Source organism: Brevundimonas sp., from assembly GCF_047617075.1.
In the GTDB taxonomy this organism is placed as follows: domain Bacteria; phylum Pseudomonadota; class Alphaproteobacteria; order Caulobacterales; family Caulobacteraceae; genus Brevundimonas.
In genome coordinates this window covers 130,684-152,692 of sequence record NZ_JBLGCI010000006.1, presented here as the reverse complement: position 1 = coordinate 152,692, position 22,009 = coordinate 130,684, and the positions used below count along the sequence as shown (strand labels likewise).

Genomic DNA, 22,009 nt, shown 5'->3' with positions numbered 1-22,009 from the left:
TAACGCATTTCGCGCCGCTTGGTTGTGGTATTTTCACGCCGCCCGGCGCCCACTCGCGAAGCTGTGAAGCGCCTGTTCCAGCGACGGAAAATCCTGCGCCACATGCACCGCCCCGGACGCCAGCACCTCGTCCGCCGTGTGAAAGCCCCACGCCACCCCCTGAGGCCGGACTCCAGCGTTCAGCGCCATGCGCATATCGTGGCTGGTGTCCCCGATCATCACCGTCCGCTCCGGCGCCCCGCCACAGACGTCCATAGCGCAGACCAGCATGGCCGGGTCCGGCTTGCCCGGCCCGTCCTCGGCGCAGTGGCTGCTCAGAAACAGATCGGCCCAGCCCGCTCGCGCCAGATTCCGCTCCACACCTCGCCGCGACTGACCGGTGGCCAGCGAAAGCCGCCACCCGTCCCGGTGCAGCCCCGCCAGCAGGTCCATGGCCCCCGCATACAGCGGCTCCTCGAACCCGGGCCGCTCGTGCATGGCGCGGAAGGCCCCCTGATAGGCCGCCACGAACTCGGCCAGCTCGGCATCGGTCAGCTCCGGCCCCAGCTGCCGCAGCGCCTCGTGCAGCGACAGCCCAACCACCTGGCGCACCGCGTCATAGTCCGGCTCGGCCAGCCCCACGGCCCGCGCCGCCGTGATCGCCGCCTCCAGGATCGCCGCCCGGCTGTCCACCAGCGTCCCGTCGATATCGAAAACCGCCAGCGGCGCGTCGCTTGCCCTCCTCATGCCGGAACCACATCGAAGGCGATGGTCAGGCGCGTCTCGTCGCCCGAGAACGGAACGGTCCCGTGCCACATGTAGGAGGGGAACAGGGCCAGCAGTCCCGGCTCCGGCTTGATGAAATGCTGCGGCTGCAAAGGCGGCGCCGTCGGAATGCCCGGCTCGCCGAACCGGATCCATCCCTCGCGTCCCTCACCCGCCACCGCGCCGGGCAGCGCGATGTAGCAGGCCGAGGACAGCCAGCCGTCGGGGTGCAGGTGATCCGCGTGAAAACCCCCCGGCTGCAACTGCACCGACCACGCCCCCTTGATGCGATAAGCGCCTGTATTGCGGCGCCGCAGCGGATCCTGGCCCTGCCCCAGGAACGCCATGTGCCGCCGGATGGGACCGTCGACGGCCTGGAAGAAGGCCCGCACGGCGGGCTCCTCGCTGACCAGCAGGTCCATGCTCGTCTGGGTGCCGTGCCTCAGGGACTGATCCAGCGGATGGGTCTTCAGCCGGTGCAGGCGCCGCAGGGTCGTCGCCAGATCGGTCAGATAGGCGTCCAGATTCGGCCAGCCGTCGGGCGTGTCGATGCGCCAGGCCCGCACCATCGCCTCATAGTCGTACAATTCCGTCAGCCGCGGATCATCCATCACCCGCCACACCGTGGCCTGATAAGCCAGAAGGTTCTGATCCAGGGGTCGGCGGCTCAGCATGGCCTCCACCATGGGCGCCGCCTCTTCGGCCTTTCCGGCGGCCAGCAGAGCCTCGATGAGACCGCGCCGCGCGTCCTCATGGTCCGGGGCCAGGGCGACCGCTTCACGCGCATGGTCCAGCGCCCTGGGCGCATCGAACGTCACCGCCGCCCGCGAAGCCGCCAGGTGGCCCGCCGCATCACTCAGCGGTCCCGTGGTCATGGCTTCATAGGCGCCCCGGGCATCGCCGGCATAGGTCAGCACCTTGGCCTTCAGTGCGCGCAACAGGCTGATGTCAGGCCGGGCGCGGACGGCCTGATCGATGCGCGCGCAGGCCGCATCCGCATCCCCGGTGCGCATCCAGACCAGCTGGGCCTGATCCCGCAGGGCGTCCAGATCCAGTGGACGGCGCTTCAGCACCTCGGCGAAGGCCGCGTCCGCTTCGTCATAGCGGGTCTGTTTCTGCAGCGCGCGGGCCAGCGCCAGCCAGGTCTCGGGCGCATCTCCGCCCCTGGCGAAGGCCGTGCGCGCCGCCGCCTCGGCCCGCTGCGCATGGCCCATGTCCCCGAGCAGGGCCGCCAGATTGTGGTGCACCACCGGATTGTCCGGCGCCAGACGCACCTGTCGCTCGCGCACCGCCAGGGCCTGCGCCGTCCGGTCCAGCGCCTGCAACGCCTGCGCCCTCAGGTCCAGCAGGGCCAGACGGGGGCGCTCCGCCTCCGCTGCGGCTTCGGTCAGGGCCAGCAGATCCTCGTGTCGCTCCTGCGCCGCCAGCAACCGCGCCAGATCGACCGCCGCATGCGGATGGTCAGGTCTGATCCCCAGGGCGGCGCGCAATTCCGCCTCCGCCCCGGTCGCATCCCCCGCGCCGGCCAGCGCCGCGCCCAGCAGGTGGCGGATGTCCGCATCACCCGGTCGCGCCTTCCCCAGGGGCGCCAGCAGGTCGCGCGCCTCGGCGTAGCGCCGCTGGTTCAGCAGCCCAGCCGCCTGTTGCGCCCGCATCGCCTGATCCGGCGTCATCGGATGCGCCTGACCCCCGCGAAGGGGTCTTCATCCGCCTCGTCCTCCGAGAAGCCGAAGTGGGCGAAGCCGGCCTTCATCTCGGGGCTCAGCGGCGCCTCGACGATCAGCTTGCCGCCGCCGGGATGATCCAGCTCGATGCGCCTGGCGTGCAGCTGCAGCTTCAGCGGACCCGACAGTTCGTTCGAGGCCTCGTCACCGTATTTGGGATCCCCCAGAATGGGATGCCCCATGGCCTTCATGTGCGCCCGCAGCTGGTGGGTCCGTCCCGTGAACGGCCGCAGCGCCATCCAGCTGGCCCGGTGCGCCGCCCGGCTGATGGTGGCGAAGGCGGTCTCCGCCGGCTCGGCGCCGTGTTCCTTGGGGTCGGCGGGACGCATGATCTCGAAATCGTTGATGCCCGACTTCTTCAGCGCCAGATCGATCTGCCCGGCGCCCGGCTTGGGCGCGCCCATGACGATGGCCCAGTAGGTCTTCTTGGCCTGCCGCCGGGCGAAGGCGCCCGCCAGCCGCTTGGCCGCCTCCGGCCCCTTACCCAGCAGCAAGACGCCCGAGGTGTCCCGGTCCAGCCGGTGCACCAGACGCGGCCGCTCCAGCCCTTCGCCCCAGGCCGACAGCAGCCGGTCCACGTGCTTGGTGGTCTTGGTGCCGCCCTGCACCGCCAGCCCGGCGGGCTTGTTCAGGGCGATCACCATGTCGTCCTCGAACAGCACCAGCGATTTCGCATAGGCCGCGTCCCGGTCGCTCAACTTCGGCCGGTCGCCCGGTGTCTTCTCCACCGGATCCGGTATGGGCGGCACCCGCACCGCGGCGCCCGCCGTCAGCCGGTCCTCGGGCTTCACCCGCGATCCGTCCACCCGGATCTGGCCCGACCGGGCCATCTTCTGCACCTGCACATGGGACAGGTGCGGCCAGCGCCGCTTGAACCAGCGGTCCAGACGGATGCCGTCCTCGGCCTCGGCCACATACAGGGTTTTCACTTCACGGCTCATGGCCGCCTTATAAGCCGTCAGCGAGCAGGCGCCATCCCGGCTACCACAGGCGCCGTGCGATCATCAGGCCTGCGAACAGGGCCGCCACCGACAGCACCACCGACAGGCTCACATAGCCAGCCGCCAGCCCCATCTGCCGCCGCTCGATCATCAGGGCGGCCTCGAGGGAAAAGGCGGAAAAGGTGGTGAACCCGCCCAGCAGGCCCACGCCCAGCAGCAGGCGCAGGCGCTCGTGATCCACGCCCGTTCCGGCCTTCAGCGCCAGCCAGCCCGCCAGCAGCCCCATCAGCAGCCCGCCCAGCACATTGGCGGTGAAGGTGCCCACGGGCCACGCCAGCCCCGGCGCCAGCCGTCCGGCCGCCAGTCCCAGGGCGTAGCGCGCCATGGCTCCCGCCGCGCCGCCCGCCGCCACAAACAGAAATCGTGTCATGATCCGAACCTACGCTGTTTCCGACTCGCCCGTGAAGGAGCTTTCCCATGCTGGACCTGATCCTCGCCGTCCTGCACCACATCCTCGTCTTCGGCCTGGTGGCCATGATCATGGCGGAGCGGGTCCTGCTGCGCGCCCTGCCCATAGATGTGAACCGGCTCGCCCGGCTGGACGCCGGCGTCGGCGGTGCAGCCGTCATGGTGCTGATCGTCGGGGTCTGCCGCGCCATTTGGGGCGGCAAGGGCTGGATGTTCTACGAGGCGAACCCCTTCTTCTGGGCCAAGGTCGTCACTTTCGGGCTGATCGCCGCGGCCTCGATCCCGCCGACCCTTCGCTTCCTGGCGTGGCGAAAGGCCGCTCGCGCGTCGCCCGGCTTTCATCCCGATCCCCTGGACGTTCAGCGGGTCGGGCGCTGGCTGAGCGTTGAAGCCCTTTTGCTCGTGCCGCTTCTGGCCTTCGCCGCGGCCATGGCGCGCTGGCCGTTCTGAGCTTGCACAAAGTTCACTTGCCCGCCGCACGTCGGGCGATAGGGTTAATGCGGGTTCGCGCCTGAGGTGAAGCCCCGTGGCCGCGCGGGTGCTTTCGGCCTAGAACGCGGTCAGAGAACAGGGTTTGGGGATCAGTCATGTCGCAACAGGAGCCGCACGCGCCCGCCGCGCCGCCGCCGGAACCGGCGACCGAGCCCATGGCCCATCCCCTGTCGCAGCCTGCGCCCGTGATGGGCGCAGCCGCCACGCCCCCGCCGCCGGGCGCCGCCGACCGGGCTGATCGCGATGCGCCCGCCCCCGTCAATGACCCCGACGCCGAGCGCCCCCGCTCACGCGACGGCATCGACCGGCCGATTCAGGAAAGCGAGTATTTCTCCAACGATCCCGAGGCGATCCAGCACATTTCGGATCACATCGACGAGTATTTCAACCAGCCGCTGGACATCTTTCCCTTCTGGGAAAGCGAGGGAAAGCCGGACCGTTTCCACGTCCTGTTCCATCGCCAGATTCAGGAGCGGTTCCCGGTCGACAGCGACATGCGCGGACGCATCCACCGCTATGGCCGCTCGGTGTTTCGGCGCCTGTGCACCCATGTGGCGGTGAAGCGCATGAATCAGGCGCTGGCCCTGATCGCCTTCACTCTGCTGGCCACGCTGGGACCCACCTGGTTCACCGACTGGACCGGCACGACGACGGCGGGCGTGGCCCTGGCCGGCATCGCCATGCTGGTGACCGTGGGCCTGTACTGGGGGCTGAACGCCATCCTGTTCACCCAGTACCGGTTCCGGCTGGAGAACGACTCCTACGAGCTGTCGCGCGAGATCGTGCAGCGGACGCGCGAGCTACAGAACCTGTTCACCAACGCCCGCGCCGTGGCGGACCAGGCCGAAACCCAATTCCAGACCGACGGCAAGGGCTGGGGCCAGCGGGCCATGTACCTGACCCGCCTGACCATGTGGCTGGGCGCGCGCATGGAGTATCTGGAGAAGTTCGTCCAGATGGAGCTGTGGCGTGTGCGGCGCGAGCGCTACTGGATGCGCTGGTTCAGCCGTTTCATGACGCCGCTGGTATTCCTGATGTGGCTCTGGCTGGCGGTGCTGGAGCCCGTACCCGGCGTCAACGAGATGGAGTTCCGCATCTTGCAGGGTCTGGCCATCGTGCTGGGCGTCGGCGTGTCGTGGATGTCCTATTTCCTTTGGCAGACGCCGGTGGGCGCCATTCAGGACAAGCTCGGCATCGACGGCTGGGTCCGCTACGCCTCGCTGGACGTGGACAACGCTGTGGCCGATCAGGTCCGCCGCGACAAGGAACGCCTGGTGGAATACCGCAACCTGACGCGCGGGCGGGTTTAGCGAGCGTTCTCAGGATGGCGCAGAGGTAAGTGAAGAACAGCAGACGTCACGAACGGCCGGAATTAGCGGGAAGTTGTCGTAGCCATTTCGCCTCTCTCAAACGGCGGCTATGCGTCCGACGCGGTCATTCGGATTGGCGGCAAGCTTCATGCCGGCCCTAAAGATCACGGAGGAAGGCTAGGCGTGTCTGCTCCATCGGTATGCCCATCTCAATGGCGGCCGCCTCAATCTTCGCGCGTTCGCGGTTGTCTCCATGGTAAGAGATCGTCCAGTCTACATCTTCGGGTATATACTGTAGCATTTCAGCGAAATATGGGGCGTCAACTTCGGCCAGCCCATGCCCGAAGACATAAACATCCGACACATCGCCAAGACCCTTGAAGAATGCGATGTTTCTCTCGATTATTTTTGCCGTCGGCTTAAAGGTTTCGCGGAAATACTCGTCGATCAATCGATACCCGCCCGCCACGCGAGTATCCGTGTCTTCGTCGATGCGCGCTTCCCAGCGATCTTTAGCCCCCGGAGTCCACCCATGCCCGAGTACGATTTGAGAATTTTTATCTGCCAAAGAACCGTGGATATGTAGGATGTTTTTTGCGCCGTAGAGTGTCTGGATCGTAGGCGTGTAGTTAAAGCTTAAGAATTTAGCCTGTGGATCAATGGAGCGAACCGGAACAAGCGTCTGACTCGGTATGCTTAGTGTGCCTAACCAACGCACGAAGTTGCGATGAAGCCCGACCGATAGGGCGCTGATCACTCGGTCGAGTTCGTATTCGAAATCGTGGTGACCTGATTCACTCCAGTCGTCGGCCCCGTAACTCGGCAGAAAATTCGATCCGTAGTCCAGAAGTTGTTCGATGTCGAAATTCTCCAGGTTGTTCTCAAGATCAGACCACGCATTCTGCACGTTGCCTTCCGCATCCACCCAAGTAGGTAGAAACCTCTCGACGGCACTATGCACTTCGCTATCAACCGTCTCGACCCAGTCCGCAAAATCTGTGTATCTGGACCTGATCCCGTGATGGATATCGAAGCCATTGCCGATGATGAAAAGCTTCGACATCGCGCCCACCCCCTGCGGCTACCCGAACCGCAATTTATCGCGCCAAGCGATCGTTGCAATCTCGAGCGAATGGAATGCACATCTAGTCCAAGCGCCAGCGCGAACGGCAGCCAAGTTTGATTGTCAGCAGAAGCCCTAACATCAAGGGGTTACGAGCTGCGCCCCTAGTAACGCGCGCCCAGACTGTCCCGCACGCTGCGGGCGTCATAGACCTCGGGGCGGTCCGGGCGGGGGCCGTCGCCGGTGCGGATCTCCATCACCGTCGAGGTGGGCTGGTCGCCCGAGATGTTCAGGCCAAGCCCGACTCCGACACCCGAGGTGCGATAGCCGCCATAGCTGCCGGAGCCCGCACCAATGGAGACGTTGGGGCGGATGCCGCCCTGGCTGGCGCGGCCGTCGATCCAGCGCTGGGTCACCTCGAACCACTCATCGCCGTTTTGAAGGGTCAGTTCCGCCGCACGCAGCAGGGCGTACTCGGACACCGGGCCGGGATCGCCCACGCCGCGATAGGTGACGCGCCAGCGGTCGTTTTCGATGCGCTGTTCCGAATAGCCCTGACCCGACCCGCCCATCTGCGGCCCGTAGGGCGACAGGCTGGCGCAGGCGGCCACCAGCAAGGCGGCGGCGGACGCGACGACGACGAACGGACGGATCATGGCGGCCTCCCTCTTTCGAAGGAGAAAGCGAACGACGTGATCGATTGTTCCGATCCGCATTTGGGCTAGAAGGCCCCCATGAGTTTCTCAGCGATCGTGGTGGCGGCGGGTTCGGGCAGTCGCGCAGGCGGGCCGAAGCAGTGGCGCGGCGTGGGCGGACGGCCGTTGCTGGCGTGGTCCGTCGGCGCGTTTCTGAACGCCGGGGCCGATGAGGTCGTGGTGGTCGTGCCCGCGGGCGGCGAAGATCAGGCCGCCGAGGCCCTGACCGGCCTGTCCGGCTGGCGCGCTGTCGCGGGCGGCGCCACGCGGGCGGAGTCGGTGCAGGCGGGACTGGCCGCCCTGTCCGCGACGGACGATGCGCCGGTGCTGATCCACGACGCGGCGCGGCCGTTCCTCACGCGGGATCACATCGGCCGCTTGCTGGACGCCTTGACCAGAGCCGACGCCGCCCTGCTGGCCCTGCCCGTCCCCGACACGCTCAAACGCGAAGGCGCCGACGGCCTCGTCGCGGGCACCCAGCCGCGCGAGGGCCTGTGGCGGGCGCAGACGCCGCAGGCCGCGCGCCTGAAGACCTTCAAGGACGCCTTCGCCGTCTGGCCGGCCGGCGAGAGCCCCACCGACGACGCGGCGGTGGTGGAGCGCGCGGGCGGGAGCGTGCGTCTGGTCCCCGGCGACCCGCGCCTGACGAAACTGACCTATCCGGAGGATTTCGCCCTGGCTGAACAGATGATCCCGCGCGAGACCCGCATCGGACAGGGCTATGACGTGCACCGCTGGGGCCCCGGCGACACCGCCTGGCTATGCGGCGTGGCCATTCCCCACGACCATGCGCTGGTGGGCCATTCGGACGCCGACGCCGGGCTGCACGCCCTGACCGACGCCATCCTCGGCGCCATGGGCGACGGCGACATCGGCGACCACTTCCCGCCCAGCGACCCGAAGTGGAAGGGCGCCGCCTCGGACCAGTTCCTGATCCACGCGCTGGAGCGCATGCGCGCGCGCGGCGGCCGGGTGGTGAATGTGGACGTGACGCTGATCTGCGAGCAGCCCAAGATCAAGCCGCACCGGCTGGCCATGCGCGAGCGGCTGGCGGCGCTGCTGGACATTCCGCTGGACGCGGTCAGCGTCAAGGCGACCACAAGCGAGGGTCTGGGCTTCACCGGCCGTCAGGAGGGGCTGGCGGCCCAGGCGGTGGTGTCCATCACCCTCCCCGCGAGAACCTGATCTGCCGGGTCAGGGCGCCCACCACGTTCACATAGTCGTCGGTCCACGGCCGCACATTATTGGGCGCGATGGTCTTCCAGCGCGGATCGTCGGCGAACAAGGCCAGCCCCTCCTCGGTCGGCGACAGGATCAGCGCCTCGGTGGACGCCTCCGACATCACCGGCAGGCCCTCGCGCTCCACATAGATCTGGTGCCGGTCGTGGGCGCCCGCCAACCGCGCGGCGTTGACCGTGGGCATGGCCAGCTCCAGATGCCGGTTCGACAGGTGCAGGATCACCACCCCGTCGTCCTTCACCACCCGCAGATAGTCGGCGATGGCCTCACGGGTCAGTAGGTGGGTCGGGATCGCGTCCGATGAGAAGGCGTCGATCAGCAACAGGTCGAACCGGTCGTCCGGCTGATAGGCCAGGGTCAGGCGCGCGTCGCCCAGCACCGTATCCACCGGCCCCTGGGCGCAGTCGCTGATATAGGTGAACCATTCGGGGTCGCGCGCGATGCGGTCCACCATGGGGTCGATCTCGAAGAAGGTCAGGTCATCCGCCGGACGTCGATACGCGGCCATGGCCCCCGTCCCCAGCCCCACCACCCCGATGGACACAGCCGGGCGGGCGATCTGAAGCGCGTCCGTCACCTGCCCGATGGGCGTCGACGGGGCGTAGTAGAGGGACGGCAAACACGCCTCCACCGCGTCGGTGGCCTGGGCCCCGTGCAGGGTGGTGCCGTGCATCAGCATACGCACCGGCCCGCCCATGGCCGGGTCGCTGAACTCGGCCACCCGCATGACGCCGAAGAAGCTTCGCTCCGAATAGCGCCAATCATAGCGGCCCGCCACATGGTGCGCCGACAGGCTGATCATCACCAGCGCCGCCGCGAACAGGGGCGCCCGGTCGCGGATCATGAAGGCGCTGATGGCCGCCAGCAGGAAGGCCAGCCGCGACGCGGCCATGGCCGAATCCCAGCCCACCGCCGCCAGAAGCTCCGGGTTCAGCCGCATGGCCAGATAGATGGCGGGCGGCGCGATGGTCAGCGGAACCACGGCGGCCAGCCAGACCCACTCGGGGATCGTGATCCGCCCGCGGCCCCACGGACGGAACAGGGCCGTCAGGATCAGCACCAGCGGATATTCCCGCACCACGTCGAACACCACCGGCGCGATCAGGGCGCTGAAGATTCCGCCCAGCACCCCGCCCAGCGACAGCAGCAGATAGAACTCGGTCAGCCGGTCCGGCGGCGGGCGCCGCGCGGCCAGCAGCTGGTGGCACATCAGGGCGGTGAAGAAGAACGCTGCCACATGGACCAGGAACATGAAGGCCCACTGGCCGCTCTGGAACGGCAGCATCCCGATCAGCGAGGCCACCAGCGCCGCCTGCACCAGAAAGGTCACCGGCATGGGAATCCACGGCCGCGCCTGAAACGCGATGATGAAGGTCAGCAGATAAAGCGCCAGCGGGATGACCCACAGGAACGGCGCCGAGGCCACATCGGTGGACAGGTGCGCGGTGACGCCCAGCATCAGGCTGGACGGCGCGGCGGCCAGCAGCACCCACAGCCCCTTCGTCCGCCACGGGATCGGCGCGGTGGCGGCCAGCGGCTCGGGCGGCGCGGCCTGGGTCCGGCGGCGCCAGACCACGAACGTCAGCCCCAGAACCAGCGCCGTGAACAGGCCATAGCCGACGCTCCAGCTGATCCGCTGGCCGGTCAGGGTCAGGATCGGCTCGATCACCACCGGATAGGACAGCAGGGCCAGGAAGCTGCCCAGATTGCTGGCGGCGTACAGCACATAGGGGTTTTTGCCGTCCGGCTCGTGGGCCCGCACCCGCGCATACCAGGCCTGCATCAGCGGCGCGGTGGCCGACAGAACCGCGAACGGCGCGCCGATGGACACCGCCAGGGTCGCGAGCAGCCAGGTGATGGGCGCGGACGGGTCCGGATCCCCCAGCAGCCCGTTGATCCTCAGCGGCAGGAACAGGGCCGCGATGACCAGCAGCACCAGATGAGTGATCACCTGCCCCCGGATCGAACGGATGCGCTGCAGCACATGGGCGTAGGCATAGCCGGCCAGCAGCGCCCCCTGAAAGAACACCATGGCCGTGTTCCACACCGCCGGCGACCCGCCCAGCGAGGGCAGCACCAGCTTGGTCACCATGGGCTGGACCACGAACACCAGCGCCGCGCTGACGAACACGGCCAGGGCGAACAGGGCCGGGGTCAGCGGGTCGTTCAGATCACGCAGGCGCGGACGAACGGGTTCGGCTTCAGTGGTGGTGTCGGTCATCACGCCCCCGGCTTGCGCCCTCGGATGAAACGGAGCGTCTTGCGCTACGTTACCGCGACTCGACAGCTGATGAGAACGCCATGTTTCCCTCCGACATCGAACCCCTGGCCAAGACCATAACCGACCGTGCGTCCGACGCGGGCATCATGCTGGCCACGGCCGAAAGCTGCACTGCGGGGCTGTTGGTGGCGGCCCTGACCACCGTTTCGGGCTCGGCCAAGGCGGTGGACCGGGGCTTCGTCACCTATTCCAATGACGCCAAGAGCCAGATGCTGGGCGTCGATCCGAAGCTGATCGATCTGCACGGCGCGGTCTCGCGCGCGGTGGCCGAGGCCATGGCCAAAGGCGCGCTGGAGACTTCGGGCGCGGGGCTGGCGGCGTCGGTCACCGGCATCGCCGGCCCCACCGGCGGCACGGCGGAAAAGCCCGTGGGCCTGGTGCACTTCGCGGTGGCGCACCGGGACGGGCGGCTGATCCACCGGGAGGAACGCTTCGGCGACATCGGCCGCGACGCCGTGCGGCTGGAATCCGTCCGCACCGCCCTCAGGATGATGGCGGAGGCGCTGGGCTAGGCTCATTCTCCTCCCTATCTCTCGGAATGGGGAGGTGGCGCGGGCGCGACTCAGCGCCCGTGACGGAGGGGGCGGCGCGGGCGGTCAGGGATTGGCGTTTCGGGCGGCGCACACCGAGCCGCCCCCTCCACCACCCCGGCTCAGTCGCCGGGGTGGTCCCCCTCCCCATGAATGGGGAGGAGACTCAGTCCGCGCCGGACACAGTCCCCACAGTGCCGCCCACGCCCGGCAGCACCGCCAGTTGATAGTCCGGCGTCGGCGCGAACCAGCCGGGCGCCTGGCGCGCCGGGGTCAGGCTCAACACCTGATACAGCGGCCGTCGCCGTCCGTCGGGGTGCAGCTCCAGCACGATCCCTTCGCGCGTCGCGCACACGGACCCCGCCCGCCCCAGATAGCCGGAATAGCGATAGCGCTGGCATGACCGCCCGGCGATGTTGGACGCACCGGTCCGGGTCATCCGCGCTGCGCCGCGTTCGATCACCAGCAGATCCAGCGGCAGGGGCGACAGTTGCTCCTCGCGCGGCAGGGGGAAGACGAAGGCCACCCGCCCCTGCCCACCCGCCGTCATGACGGTCAGCGATCCGCGCACCCGGTCGGCGATATAGGTCTGGATCAGCCCGCCCTGGGCCACCTCGATGCGGCGACGCAGCCCCGATTGGCGGATTTCCACCGGCGTCTCGAAGCCGGCCACCCAGACCCGGGCGTGATAGTCGGGCGAAACACGCGGCGTCTGGGCCTGACCGGGCGCGGCCATGGCGCAGATGGCGATCAGCATCGCCGGCAAACTGGACGAAAGACGCGCCATGGGTCACACCCTGCCCGGATTCGCACCCAGCGGAGAGCCCGTGGTCAGTCCTGTCCCCATCCTCGTCGACGCGCGCGGCCATCGCTGTCCGGTGCCGAGCTTGCGGCTGCGCAAGGCGCTGGAGACCGCGGCGCCGGGCGCTCGGCTGGTGCTGATGGCTACTGACCCCATGGCGCGCATCGACGTGCCGCATTTGATGAACGAGCTGGGCGGCCGGGTGGTCGAGGTGCGCGAGGAGGCCGGCTGGCTAGCGATCACGGTTGAGCGCGGCGCCGACTCTGAAGGCTGACCACGCGGGAGTCCGTATCGATCTCGGGCGAGTCTTCGGTGGGCGGCTCCTCCATGCGGCGCAGGACGATCTCCATTTCGGTGGCGAAGCCGCCGCCATAGAAAATGGCGTTCACATTCCACGACAGCCAGATCAGCAGCACCACCACCGCGCCGACCGAGCCATAGGTGGCGCCCAGTTCCACGATCTGCTCCACATAGACCACGCACAGCCAGGACACAGTGGCCGACAGGGCCGTGGCCACCACGCCCCCCGCGATGGCGGCGCGCCAGGCCACGCGGCTCGAGTGCACCATGGCGTAGCGGTAAAGACAGGTCAGGCCGATGAACAACCCGGCCGTCGACCACACTCCGTCCAGCCATAGGGAGCTGCCCGTCTCCGACGCGTGGCTGAGAATGCGTGAGGTCACCACCGCGCCGGACACCACCGTGAAAAGGGCGAAGGCCAGGATGGCCACGATCAGGGCCAGCAGGTTGAAGCGGAAGAAGCCGTGGGGGTCCGGCTCGTCATGAATCAGGTTCAGCCCAGCCAGCAGGGCCTTGAAACCCCGGTGCGCGGCGTAGGCGCCGATGATCAGGGCGATGGCGCTCTGGGTCGAGATGGACCGGGCCGACAGACCGGTCATGCGCTCCACCTCATTGATAAAAATGCCCCCGGCCGCCGAAGGCAGCATCTCGGCCAGGGCCGCAGCCTGTTCGCTGGCCTGCCCCGTGGAGAGCACGATCTTGTAGAAGCCGATCAGGATGGCGATGGCCGGAAACACCGCCAGCAGGGCGAAAAACGAGACGCCGCCCGTATAGAGCATGACGTCGCGGCCCCAGCTGCGCTTGAAGGCGCGCCCCGCCAACCGTCCCCAGAAGGCCAGCGAGGTGAAATCCACCGGTTGGGTCAAACGTGCTCCCCCGCGTCACGGTTAACGCTGGTCTAGACCAAAACGCGGCGGTGGATAAGTCCTTCTGGCCCCGATGTCCAATCCGGCCGGGCCGTTGCATGGCGGGGGGCGGCCTCGGTATGGTCCGCGCGATTTCAGGGGGACGCGGCCGAATCCGGTGCGCGTGACGGAGATTCTGAGTTTGGGACCCGATCCGCGCGTACTGGTCGTGGCGGCCGACGACGATCTGGCCGGGCCGCTGTGCGCCGGGCTGGACGCCCTCGGCTGGCGCACCCTGACGGCCCGCACGCTGGAGAGCGGTGCTGCGGCCATGGAGGATCTGGCGTTCGAGGCGGCGCTGATCGCCGACACGGCGCTGGACGCCGCCGCCGTTCTGAAGGCCCGCGCCCTGCCCCGCATCCTGCCGGTCCTGGCCCTCTCGAAACCGGGCCGGGACGCGCCCGGCGCCGATCTGGTCATGACCGGTCCACCGCATCCGGCTCAGCTGGCCCTTCGATTGGAGCAGTTGGTGCGCGGCGCGGTGGCGGAGGAGGAATTCGCTCTGCGCCAGGCCACCTTCGCGGCCCAGGGCGCGACGCTGGAGGCGCCCGACCCGTCATCAAAGCCGTTGCGCGTGCTGGCGGCGGGGGTGGCGGATCGCCGCTTTCTGGCCCTGTCCAACGCCCTGTCGGCCGGCGGGGCCGAGGCGGTGGCGGCGCCGACCCCCTATACCGCCTTCGACTATCTGCACGAAAGCGCCTTCGACGCGGCGGTGCTGTGGGGCGGCGAGGACCATGCCCCAGCCCTGTCCATCGCCGCGGGCATGAAGCGCAACACCCGCCTGTTCCACATTCCGCTGGTGCTCTACCTGCGTCAGGTCGCGGACCTGAACCTGTCGGAGCTCTACAACCGGGGTTTCGCCGACGTGGCCTCGCCCGACACGCCGGAGGAAGAGACCGCGGCGCGCATCGTGGCCCTGGCGCGGGACTATCGCCGCCAGAAGTCCATCCGCAAGGCGCTGGAGGCCGCGCGCGGCTCAGGTCTGATGGATGCCGACACCGGCCTGTTCACCCGCGATCTGTTCGCCGCCCATCTGGCCCGTGTCACGGAGGGTGCGCGCGAGCGGGGGCGACCACTGTCGGTGTGCGTCCTGCGCGTGGTGCAGGGCCGTGAGGTGACCCTGGCCCGTCAGGGCGGCTGGCTGGACCGCGCCATGCCCCAGATCGGCGCCATGGTCTCGCGTCTGGTGCGCGCCGAGGATACCGCCGCCCGCCTGGCGCCCGAGGTTTTCGCCCTGGCCCTGCCGGCCACGCGAGGGGCGCAGGCCCGCCTCACCGCCGAGCGCATCGCCGCCGTCATCGGCTGCACCGCCTTCGACGCCGGGCCGGAACGCCCGCCCTTCGTGGTGGAGTTCGAGGTGGGCTCCGCCGAGCTTCAGCCCGGCGAAAGCCCCGCCGCCCTGCTGGAACGGGCCTCGGCGGCTGTGGGAGCGGGCTGAACGTAGCCGACCGCCTCACACCCGCTCATCCCGGCGAAGGCCGGGATCCAGATCATAGGGCCGGGTGTCGGAAGTTTTGCACCGCGACCTGGGTCACTGAACTGCCAACGAGATTTTGCATCTGGATCCCGGCCTTCGCCGGGATGAGCGGAAAACTGGGGACGAAACCCGCTCTCTTCGCATCAACCCGCACCAACCAACGCGTCAGCCTGCGCGCCATCCGGCTGATGGAGACGTTCACCCCGCCTTCGCGAACCGCCCGCCTTTTGCGGCATACGCCTGCGTTCCCCGCGTGAACACCTTGTCCGACGGCAGGATCGCGTCGATCGGCAGGTCCTCGGCACCCTTCAGCGCTTCGTACACTGGACCGAAGTCCTGCAGCGTCACCTCGCGCAGTTGCTCGATGGACGGAATAACGAAATAGACCTGCTGGAAGTCGTCGATGCGGTACAGGGTCCGCATCACCCGCTCCAGATCGAAGCCCAGACGGTTCGGCGACGGGTCCTCCAGGCTGAACTTGCTCTCGGTGGACGACGACACGATGCCGGCGCCGTAGATGCGCAGACCCTCGGGCGTCTCCATCAGCCCGAACTCCACCGTGTACCAGTACAGCCGCGCCAGATTGGGCAGCATGCCCAGAGACGCCGCCCGCTGGCCGCCCTTGCCATAGGCTTCCATGTAGTCGGCGAAGGTGGGGTCCGTCAGCATCGGCACATGGCCGAACACGTCGTGGAAGATGTCCGGCTCCTGCAGATAGTCCAGCTGATCCGGCTTGCGAATGAACTGGCCCGAGGGAAAGCGGCGATTGGCCAGATGGTCGAAGAACACCTCGTCCGGCACCAGACCCGGCACGCAGACTACGGTCCAGCCGGTCAGGGCCTGCAGCTTGGCGTTCATCTCGCCGAAGTCGGGGATGCCGGATCCATGCAGGTCCAGGGCGTCCAGTCCCTTCAGGAACACGTCCGCCGCCCGTCCGGGCAGGATCTTCATCTGGCGCTCGTACAGCGTCACCCACGTCTGATGCTCGACGTCGGTGTAATCCTCCCATGCCTGGGGGATGGTCCAGTCCTCGGCCGCGCCTTCGGGCGGGGTTTCATGGACGTGGGTGAAATCAGACATGGAGCCTCCTCATGAATTGGGGCGAATCTAGTCCGCCCTTGTTCACGAGGGAATACGTGCGTCAGTGGATCGGTTGCGCGCGGGGCGCATGCCGCCCCTTGCCGTCCACGGTGAACCACTGGGCCTGTTCGGCGGCGCTGAGCGGTTTCAGGTCGCCATTCAGCATCAGGGCGTCCTCGGGCACATATGCGATGAACCCGCCTTCGTCGCCGTAAGCGAACACCTGATAGAACGGCTGATCCGCGCGCACGTCGTCAAAGGGCACGGCGCAGACCGCGTCCACGTCGACGATCACGCCCTCAAGGGACTGTTCGCGGTGACGGACGATCTGGCCGAGGCCGAAGCGGGCTGTGCGTTCAATGGACATGCCGCAAAGGATACGGGCCCGCACCTGAGCAGGATGCTGGTCGTCTCGTTCATCTTTGCGACAGGTAGCGCTTGGCGCGGACGCCCGGATGCGCCTAACCTTGCGCTGAACGGGCGCCGCAACGCGCCCCCGAAAGGTTGGCCATGCCAGAGGCGGACGGCGCGCGCGGGAAGCGCGGCGCCCGGTCCCCTTCAGGTCGCGAGGCGCCGCTGTACGCTGCGCTCGATCTGGGGACCAACAATTGCCGGTTGCTGATCGCGCGCCCGTCGCGTGACGGCTTCCGCGTGGTGGATTCCTTTTCCCGCATCGTGCGCCTGGGCGAAGGTCTGACCCGCACCGGCCGGCTGGACCCGGGCGCCATGGACCGCGCCTACGACGCCCTCAACATCTGCGCCGAGCGCATCGCCCGCCGCGAAATCCGGGGCCAGCGAGTGCGCGCCGTTGCGACCCAGGCCTGCCGCTCCGCCGACAACGGCGCCGAGTTTCTGGACCGGGTGACCAAGGGCACGGGCCTGGCCCTGCGCATCATTCCGCCTGAAGAAGAAGCCAATCTGTCGGTCCAGGGTTGCCTGAACCTGTTCGACTCCTCGGCGCGGGCCATTGTGGTGGTGGACGTGGGCGGCGGCTCCACAGAGGTGTCCTGGCTTCGCCGCGTGGGCGACAACGGCCAGGCCCGCTTCGAGACGGTCAGCTGGATGTCCGCCCCGCTGGGCGTCGTCACCCTGGCCGAACGTCACCCCGAGCCCGATCCGCCGACGCCCGAATGGTACGAAGCCATGGTGGCCGACATGAAGGACCGGCTGGACGCCCATGACGGCGCCCGGTCCCTGCGTCCCGTTTTCGATGACGGCCACGCCCATCTGGTGGGCACCTCCGGCGCCATCACCAGCTTGGCGGGCGTGCACCTGAATCTGACCCGCTATGACCGCAACCGGGTCGACGGTCTGTGGATGACGCGGGACGACTGCACCCGCGCCGCCGACCGCCTGAGAGCCCTCGGCCCCGAGGGCCGCGCGGCGGAGGCCTGCATCGGCGCCCAGCGGGCCGATCTGGTGCTGGCCGGCGCGGCGATCCTGGAAGCGGTCCAGCGCGCCTGGCCGTGCGCCCGGGTGCGCGTCGCCGACCGGGGCCTACGCGAAGGCCTGCTGCTGACCGCCATGCGCGAGGGCCGCAGGACCAACGGACGCCGACGTCGGCGACGCTGATCGACCTAGCCGCGGGCGATGACGGCGCAGGCGACCCGGTCGCCCGCCCCGCCGATGGGCTGGCTTGTGTGGTCGTCCGGATTAGCGTGGATCACGACCGCCGATCCATCCTCGTCCCACAGCCATTGTCCCGGGCCGTTTTCGGCGATGCGGGCGGACGTGGTGAACAGTTCGGCGCGGACCATGCCGTCCTCGGCCGCATGGATGTTCGGCAGATCGCCGTCGTCAGGGCCTTCGGGGTTCAGCAGGCCGTGCGGAACCTCGTTGTGGTTCACGTGGCTGCCCGCGTTCTGGAAGGCGGAGTCGCTGCAGTCGCCCACGGCGTGAATGTGGATGCCGTGCCAGCCGCTTTCGAGCCCCTCAGCTTCAACCCGCATCAGCAGGCCGGTGGGCGCCTGGGTCAGGCTGATCGTGCCGATGGGGTCCCCATCGTTGTTCATGAGCTCGGCCGTCCCGGTGTCACTGGATGTCGCGCGAACAGTCGGGGCCGACGCGGTTTCCTGTCCCGGCGCGGTGGCGGCGGGATCGGCGGCTTCCTGGGCGTCTCCGCACGCCGCCAGCGTCAGGGCGCCGAGGCCGAGGATGGTTGTAAGGTAAAGGTTCGCGCGCATGGTCGGGCTCCGTGTTGAAAGGCCTTGCCGGACGGGGTTCGGATGCGCCCGCGCGCTTTGCCACGCAGGCCCCCGGGTGCTAATGTTTCGGTAACGGAAGACGTTCCGATTCCCGCCCCTCGGGGGCGTCAGAAAAGCCATAAATCACTTGACCGACGACAGCCAGAACGACGCCCTGCCCCCTGAATTCGGTGGGCCGGGCGGCACCGACGATATCGCGCCGATCGCCATCGAGGACGAACTGCGCCGCTCCTATCTCGATTACGCCATGAGCGTGATCGTCAGCCGGGCCCTGCCGGACGTGCGTGACGGGTTGAAGCCCGTTCATCGCCGCATCCTGTATTCGATGCACGAACTCAACATGACGCCCGAGCGCAGCTACATGAAATGCGCGCGTGTGGTCGGTGACGTGCTGGGCCGCCTGCACCCGCACGGGGACGCGTCGGTCTATATGGCTCTGGTCCGCATGGCCCAGCCGTTCTCCATGGGTCTGATGCTGGTCGACGGCCAGGGCAATTTCGGCTCGGTGGACGGGGATATGCCCGCCTCCATGCGATACACCGAGTGCCGCATGCAGTCGTCGGCCATGGCCCTGCTCGCCGACATCGACAAGGATACGGTCGATTTCCAGCCCAACTACGACGGCAAGGAGCTCGAGCCCGTCGTCCTGCCGGCGCGGTATCCGAACCTGCTGGTGAACGGCGCCGGCGGCATCGCCGTGGGCATGGCCACCAACATCCCGCCGCACAATCTGGGCGAGATCGTGGACGCCTGCGTGGCGCTGCTGGACGACCCGGACATCGGCCACGACCAACTGCTGGATATCGTCCCGGGTCCCGACTTCCCCACCGGCGGCGAGATCATGGGCCGCACCGGGGCGCGCAACGCCCTGCTGGACGGCCGCGGCTCGGTCGTCGTTCGCGGCAAGGCGACCATCGAGGAGATCCGCAAGGACCGCGAAGCCATCATCATCACCGAGATTCCGTATCAGGTGAACAAGCAGACCCTGATCGAACGGGTCGCCGAGATGGTGCGCGAGAAGCGCCTGGAGGGCATCGCCGACATTCGCGATGAATCCAGCCGCGAGGGCATGCGCATCGTGGTGGAGCTGAAGCGCGACGCGCCGGGCGATGTGGTGCTGAACCAGCTCTATCGCTGGACCGCCCTGCAAAGTTCGTTCGGCGTCAACATGCTGGCGCTGAACCACGGGCGGCCCGTGCAGATGGGCCTGCGGGCCATGCTGGACGCCTTCCTGGACTTCCGTGAAGAGGTTGTGGTCCGGCGGATCAAGTACGAACTGGCCAAGGCGCGGGACCGGGGCCACGTGCTGGTCGGCCTGGCCACCGCCGTGGCCAACATCGACGAGGTGATCCACATCATTCGCAGCTCGGCCGATCCGGCCGAGGCCCGCGAGCGGCTACAGGGCAAGCCCTGGCCGGTGGGCGACATGATCGCTCTTGTGGAGCTGATCGCCGATCCGCGCAGCGTGGTCATCGACGGCGACAAGCTGCGCCTGACCGATGAACAGGCGCGCGCCATCCTGGCCCTGACCCTGTCGCGCCTGACTGGACTGGGCCGTGACGAGATCATGGACGAGGCCCGCGAGCTGGCCGGCGTCATCCAGGGCCATCTGACTCTGCTGTCGGACCGCAAGAACATCATCGCCGTGATCCGCGAGGACTTGCTGGCCGTGAAGGCCGAGTTCGCCGTCCCCCGCCGCACCACCATCGGCGAGGGCGAAGGGGACATGGAGGACGAAGATCTCATCCCGCGCGAGGACATGGTGGTCAGCGTCACCCACGGCGGCTACGTCAAGCGCGTGGCGCTCAGCGCCTACCGGACCCAGCATCGCGGCGGCAAGGGCCGCTCCGGCGTGACCATGAAGGACGAGGACGCCGTCGTGGGCGTGTTCTCGGCCTCGACCCACACGCCGGTGCTGTTCTTCGCCACCAACGGCAAGGCCTACAAGCTGAAGACCTGGCGCCTGCCGCTGGGCGGACCCACGTCGCGCGGCAAGGCGTTCGTGAACCTGCTGCCCATCGAGCCGGGCGACACCATCATGAACGTGCTGCCCCTTCCCGAGGACGAGGCGGACTGGGCCAACTACGACATCATGTTCGCCACCAAGTCCGGCGACGTGCGCCGCAACAAGCTGTCCGACTTCGCCACCGTGAACCGCGCCGGCAAGATCGCCATGAAGCTGGAAGACGGCGATCACATGGTGGGCGTGGGCCTGTGTTGCGCCGACGACGACATCCTGCTGACCACGGCCATGGGCCGCGCCATCCGCTTCAAGGCCGACGATGTGCGGGTGTTCAAGGGTCGGGATTCCACAGGCGTCCGCGGCATCCGCCTGCAGGACGGGGACCAAGTGATCTCCATGGCCGTGCTGGGCCGCGTGGACGCCACGCCGGAAGAGCGCGCCGCCTATGTGAAGCACGCCGCCGCCATGCGCCGCGCCGCCACCGGCGAGGACGAAGCCGCAGCGCCGGACGCCGATGAGGAAGCGGTCGCCGACGCGGCTCTGTCGGTGGAACGCATCGCCGAACTGGGCGCGGCCGAGCAGTTCATCCTGACCATCACCGACACCGGCTTCGGCAAGCGATCCTCGGCCTATGAGTATCGCCGCACCGGCCGGGGCGGCCAGGGTCTTACGGCCCATGGCCTGGGCGGGCGCGCGGGCAATCGCCTGGCCGCCGCCTTCCCGGTGGAGGACAGCGACGAATTGCTGATGGTCACCTCCGGCGGCCAGATGATCCGCACTAAGGTCGATCAGGTCCGCATCGTCGGCCGGTCCAGCCAGGGCGTCACCATCTTCCGCACCGCCGACGGCGAGCGGGTGGTCTCGGTGGAGCGCCTGCCGGAAGTGGCGGGCGATGAGGCCGTTGAGGACGACGGCGGGGGCGCGGCCGAGGAATGATCCCGCACGCCCCATGCTGACCCTGCTGGTCAACGGCGAGCCGGCCGATCAGCATGACCTGCTGCATCTGGCGCTGGTGAACTACGGCGCCTTCACCTCCATGCAGGCGGTCGAGGGGGTCGACGGCTGGGGCGTACGCGGGCTGGACCTGCATCTGGCGCGTCTGCGAGACAGCGGCGTCGCGCTGTTCAGTCAGGCCCCGGACGAGAACGCGGTGCGCGGCTGGATCCGTCAGGCGCTGCGGGACCAGTCCGGCGCGGCGTCCGTGCGGATCAATCTGTTCAACCGGGGGATCAGCGTCCGCGATCCATCGGCGAAAGGCGCACCGGACGTCATGGTCATGGTCGGGCCGCCCGCCGCCGAAATGGCCGGCCCGCTGAAATTGAGCGTCTCCCGCTACGAGCGCGAGGCGCCCCACCTGAAGCATGTGGCGACCTTCGGCCTGATCCGCGAGCGGCGCGAGGCCATGGCGGCGGGCCATGACGACGTGCTGTTCGCCGAAGACAACGGCCGCATCACAGAGGGCAGCATCTGGAACATCGGCTTCCTGAAGGGCGATACGGTGGTCTGGCCCCAGGGGCCTATGCTGGCGGGTACGGGCCAGGCCCTGATCCAGCGCGGGCTGGAGGCGGTGGACGTGGCGACGGAGCAGCGCTGGGTCGGCCTGCCGGAGCTGCCCGATTTCGACGCCGCCTTCATCACCAACTCGGCCATTCCCGCCGCCGGGGTGTCGGTCATCGGGGCGGTCCGTTATCCTGAGAGGCCGGACCTCATACAGCTGCTGACAAACGCCTGGCGATCAAACCCGTGTCAGCCGGTCTAGGTTCGGCGAACGCCCGATGCTAGACCGGTGAG

At 68.3% G+C, this 22,009-nt stretch carries 21 protein-coding genes; 9 read left to right on the top strand and 12 right to left on the bottom strand.

What is annotated here, in order from left to right; translation table 11 throughout:
• Window positions 1-33 precede the first annotated feature (33 nt).
• Genes ACI8U3_RS08565 through crcB form a run of 4 tightly spaced genes read right to left on the bottom strand, consistent with a single transcriptional unit; the run spans window position 34 to window position 3,839 of the window.
• Complete coding sequence (locus ACI8U3_RS08565) at window positions 34-726, bottom strand: HAD-IA family hydrolase (RefSeq protein ID WP_415014449.1); 693 nt, start codon at window positions 724-726, stop codon at window positions 34-36.
• Window positions 723-2,417: a putative 2OG-Fe(II) oxygenase gene (locus ACI8U3_RS08560; protein ID WP_415014448.1), complete on the bottom strand. Its 1,695-nt coding sequence runs from the start codon at window positions 2,415-2,417 to the stop codon at window positions 723-725. The genes ACI8U3_RS08565 and ACI8U3_RS08560 overlap by 4 nt, the downstream gene beginning before the upstream one ends.
• Window positions 2,414-3,409 carry an RluA family pseudouridine synthase gene (locus ACI8U3_RS08555; RefSeq protein WP_415014447.1) on the bottom strand — a complete coding sequence of 332 codons (996 nt, stop codon included), beginning with the start codon at window positions 3,407-3,409 and terminating at the stop codon, window positions 2,414-2,416. Before ACI8U3_RS08555 ends, ACI8U3_RS08560 begins: the two co-directional genes overlap by 4 nt.
• A gap of 40 nt (window positions 3,410-3,449) precedes the next feature.
• Window positions 3,450-3,839 carry a fluoride efflux transporter CrcB gene (gene crcB, locus ACI8U3_RS08550; protein ID WP_415014446.1) on the bottom strand — a complete coding sequence of 130 codons (390 nt, stop codon included), beginning with the start codon at window positions 3,837-3,839 and terminating at the stop codon, window positions 3,450-3,452.
• A gap of 47 nt (window positions 3,840-3,886) precedes the next feature.
• Here crcB and ACI8U3_RS08545 point away from each other — a divergent pair, with 47 nt between their 5' ends.
• Window positions 3,887-4,327, top strand: a complete 441-nt coding sequence (locus ACI8U3_RS08545; protein ID WP_415014445.1) for a DUF2214 family protein — start codon at window positions 3,887-3,889, stop codon at window positions 4,325-4,327.
• 137 nt (window positions 4,328-4,464) lie between these two features.
• Entirely contained in the window at window positions 4,465-5,679 is a 1,215-nt protein-coding gene (locus ACI8U3_RS08540; RefSeq protein WP_415014444.1) for a hypothetical protein, read from the top strand.
• A 157-nt stretch (window positions 5,680-5,836) separates the two neighbouring features.
• Here the strand turns inward: ACI8U3_RS08540 and ACI8U3_RS08535 are convergent, their stop codons facing one another.
• Both ACI8U3_RS08535 and ACI8U3_RS08530 read right to left on the bottom strand, forming a co-directional pair.
• Window positions 5,837-6,742 carry a bacteriophage abortive infection AbiH family protein gene (locus ACI8U3_RS08535; protein ID WP_415014443.1) on the bottom strand — a complete coding sequence of 302 codons (906 nt, stop codon included), beginning with the start codon at window positions 6,740-6,742 and terminating at the stop codon, window positions 5,837-5,839.
• 164 nt (window positions 6,743-6,906) lie between these two features.
• On the bottom strand, window positions 6,907-7,398 hold the full coding sequence (locus ACI8U3_RS08530; RefSeq protein ID WP_415014442.1) for a CC0125/CC1285 family lipoprotein: 492 nt from the start codon (window positions 7,396-7,398) through the stop codon (window positions 6,907-6,909).
• 78 nt (window positions 7,399-7,476) lie between these two features.
• Between ACI8U3_RS08530 and ACI8U3_RS08525 the strand changes: the two genes are divergently transcribed.
• Window positions 7,477-8,622: a bifunctional 2-C-methyl-D-erythritol 4-phosphate cytidylyltransferase/2-C-methyl-D-erythritol 2,4-cyclodiphosphate synthase gene (locus tag ACI8U3_RS08525; protein WP_415014441.1), complete on the top strand. Its 1,146-nt coding sequence runs from the start codon at window positions 7,477-7,479 to the stop codon at window positions 8,620-8,622.
• Here the strand turns inward: ACI8U3_RS08525 and ACI8U3_RS08520 are convergent.
• A complete protein-coding gene (locus ACI8U3_RS08520; protein ID WP_415014440.1) occupies window positions 8,600-10,897 on the bottom strand; it encodes a spermidine synthase in 2,298 nt (765 codons plus the stop codon). The genes ACI8U3_RS08525 and ACI8U3_RS08520 overlap by 23 nt on opposite strands.
• Before the next feature lie 80 nt (window positions 10,898-10,977).
• On the opposite strand from ACI8U3_RS08520, the gene ACI8U3_RS08515 reads away from it, so the two are divergent.
• A complete protein-coding gene (locus ACI8U3_RS08515) occupies window positions 10,978-11,469 on the top strand; it encodes a CinA family protein (RefSeq protein WP_415014439.1) in 492 nt (163 codons plus the stop codon).
• A 184-nt stretch (window positions 11,470-11,653) separates the two neighbouring features.
• On the opposite strand, the gene ACI8U3_RS08510 is transcribed toward ACI8U3_RS08515, so the two are convergent.
• A complete protein-coding gene (locus ACI8U3_RS08510) occupies window positions 11,654-12,274 on the bottom strand; it encodes a hypothetical protein (protein WP_415014438.1) in 621 nt (206 codons plus the stop codon).
• Between ACI8U3_RS08510 and ACI8U3_RS08505 the strand changes: the two genes are divergently transcribed.
• The gene (locus ACI8U3_RS08505) at window positions 12,273-12,563 is read left to right on the top strand and encodes a sulfurtransferase TusA family protein (RefSeq protein WP_415014437.1); all 291 of its coding nucleotides are present in this window, start codon (window positions 12,273-12,275) and stop codon (window positions 12,561-12,563) included. The two genes, ACI8U3_RS08510 and ACI8U3_RS08505, sit on opposite strands and share 2 nt — an antisense overlap.
• Here the strand turns inward: ACI8U3_RS08505 and ACI8U3_RS08500 are convergent.
• Window positions 12,529-13,455 carry a YihY/virulence factor BrkB family protein gene (locus ACI8U3_RS08500; RefSeq protein WP_415014436.1) on the bottom strand — a complete coding sequence of 309 codons (927 nt, stop codon included), beginning with the start codon at window positions 13,453-13,455 and terminating at the stop codon, window positions 12,529-12,531. The two genes, ACI8U3_RS08505 and ACI8U3_RS08500, sit on opposite strands and share 35 nt — an antisense overlap.
• A gap of 181 nt (window positions 13,456-13,636) precedes the next feature.
• Between ACI8U3_RS08500 and ACI8U3_RS08495 the strand changes: the two genes are divergently transcribed.
• Window positions 13,637-14,932: a diguanylate cyclase domain-containing protein gene (locus ACI8U3_RS08495; protein ID WP_415014435.1), complete on the top strand. Its 1,296-nt coding sequence runs from the start codon at window positions 13,637-13,639 to the stop codon at window positions 14,930-14,932.
• A 237-nt stretch (window positions 14,933-15,169) separates the two neighbouring features.
• On the opposite strand, the gene phhA is transcribed toward ACI8U3_RS08495, so the two are convergent.
• Window positions 15,170-16,051, bottom strand: a complete 882-nt coding sequence (gene phhA / locus ACI8U3_RS08490) for a phenylalanine 4-monooxygenase (RefSeq protein WP_415014434.1) — start codon at window positions 16,049-16,051, stop codon at window positions 15,170-15,172.
• Window positions 16,052-16,112: 61 nt separating this feature from the next.
• Complete coding sequence (hspQ, locus tag ACI8U3_RS08485) at window positions 16,113-16,418, bottom strand: heat shock protein HspQ (protein WP_415014433.1); 306 nt, start codon at window positions 16,416-16,418, stop codon at window positions 16,113-16,115.
• Between the two features lie 143 nt (window positions 16,419-16,561).
• Here hspQ and ACI8U3_RS08480 point away from each other — a divergent pair, with 143 nt between their 5' ends.
• Window positions 16,562-17,623, top strand: coding sequence for a Ppx/GppA phosphatase family protein (locus tag ACI8U3_RS08480; RefSeq protein WP_415014432.1), 1,062 nt, complete (start codon window positions 16,562-16,564; stop codon window positions 17,621-17,623).
• A 5-nt stretch (window positions 17,624-17,628) separates the two neighbouring features.
• Here ACI8U3_RS08480 and ACI8U3_RS08475 read toward each other — a convergent pair whose 3' ends face one another.
• Window positions 17,629-18,234 (bottom strand): superoxide dismutase family protein, encoded by a 606-nt coding sequence (locus ACI8U3_RS08475; protein ID WP_415014431.1) that lies wholly within the window; start codon window positions 18,232-18,234, stop codon window positions 17,629-17,631.
• Between the two features lie 148 nt (window positions 18,235-18,382).
• On the opposite strand from ACI8U3_RS08475, the gene gyrA reads away from it, so the two are divergent.
• On the top strand, window positions 18,383-21,154 hold the full coding sequence (gyrA, locus tag ACI8U3_RS08470; RefSeq protein ID WP_415014430.1) for a DNA gyrase subunit A: 2,772 nt from the start codon (window positions 18,383-18,385) through the stop codon (window positions 21,152-21,154).
• 13 nt (window positions 21,155-21,167) lie between these two features.
• Window positions 21,168-21,977 carry an aminotransferase class IV gene (locus ACI8U3_RS08465; RefSeq protein ID WP_415014429.1) on the top strand — a complete coding sequence of 270 codons (810 nt, stop codon included), beginning with the start codon at window positions 21,168-21,170 and terminating at the stop codon, window positions 21,975-21,977.
• Window positions 21,978-22,009: the final 32 nt, after the last annotated feature.

Excerpts from the sequence above, each read along its gene's own strand:
- ACI8U3_RS08565 (WP_415014449.1), bottom strand. The coding sequence starts at position 726 with ATGAGGAGGGCAAGCGACGCGCCGCTGGCGGTTTTCGATATCGACGGG.
- ACI8U3_RS08560 (WP_415014448.1), bottom strand. The coding sequence starts at position 2,417 with ATGACGCCGGATCAGGCGATGCGGGCGCAACAGGCGGCTGGGCTGCTG.
- ACI8U3_RS08555 (WP_415014447.1), bottom strand. The coding sequence starts at position 3,409 with ATGAGCCGTGAAGTGAAAACCCTGTATGTGGCCGAGGCCGAGGACGGC.
- crcB (WP_415014446.1), bottom strand. The coding sequence starts at position 3,839 with ATGACACGATTTCTGTTTGTGGCGGCGGGCGGCGCGGCGGGAGCCATG.
- ACI8U3_RS08545 (WP_415014445.1), top strand. The coding sequence starts at position 3,887 with ATGCTGGACCTGATCCTCGCCGTCCTGCACCACATCCTCGTCTTCGGC.
- ACI8U3_RS08540 (WP_415014444.1), top strand. The coding sequence starts at position 4,465 with ATGTCGCAACAGGAGCCGCACGCGCCCGCCGCGCCGCCGCCGGAACCG.
- ACI8U3_RS08535 (WP_415014443.1), bottom strand. The coding sequence starts at position 6,742 with ATGTCGAAGCTTTTCATCATCGGCAATGGCTTCGATATCCATCACGGG.
- ACI8U3_RS08530 (WP_415014442.1), bottom strand. The coding sequence starts at position 7,398 with ATGATCCGTCCGTTCGTCGTCGTCGCGTCCGCCGCCGCCTTGCTGGTG.
- ACI8U3_RS08525 (WP_415014441.1), top strand. The coding sequence starts at position 7,477 with ATGAGTTTCTCAGCGATCGTGGTGGCGGCGGGTTCGGGCAGTCGCGCA.
- ACI8U3_RS08520 (WP_415014440.1), bottom strand. The coding sequence starts at position 10,897 with ATGACCGACACCACCACTGAAGCCGAACCCGTTCGTCCGCGCCTGCGT.
- ACI8U3_RS08515 (WP_415014439.1), top strand. The coding sequence starts at position 10,978 with ATGTTTCCCTCCGACATCGAACCCCTGGCCAAGACCATAACCGACCGT.
- ACI8U3_RS08505 (WP_415014437.1), top strand. The coding sequence starts at position 12,273 with ATGGGTCACACCCTGCCCGGATTCGCACCCAGCGGAGAGCCCGTGGTC.
- ACI8U3_RS08510 (WP_415014438.1), bottom strand. The coding sequence starts at position 12,274 with ATGGCGCGTCTTTCGTCCAGTTTGCCGGCGATGCTGATCGCCATCTGC.
- phhA (WP_415014434.1), bottom strand. The coding sequence starts at position 16,051 with ATGTCTGATTTCACCCACGTCCATGAAACCCCGCCCGAAGGCGCGGCC.
- hspQ (WP_415014433.1), bottom strand. The coding sequence starts at position 16,418 with ATGTCCATTGAACGCACAGCCCGCTTCGGCCTCGGCCAGATCGTCCGT.
- ACI8U3_RS08480 (WP_415014432.1), top strand. The coding sequence starts at position 16,562 with ATGCCAGAGGCGGACGGCGCGCGCGGGAAGCGCGGCGCCCGGTCCCCT.
- ACI8U3_RS08475 (WP_415014431.1), bottom strand. The coding sequence starts at position 18,234 with ATGCGCGCGAACCTTTACCTTACAACCATCCTCGGCCTCGGCGCCCTG.
- ACI8U3_RS08465 (WP_415014429.1), top strand. The coding sequence starts at position 21,168 with ATGCTGACCCTGCTGGTCAACGGCGAGCCGGCCGATCAGCATGACCTG.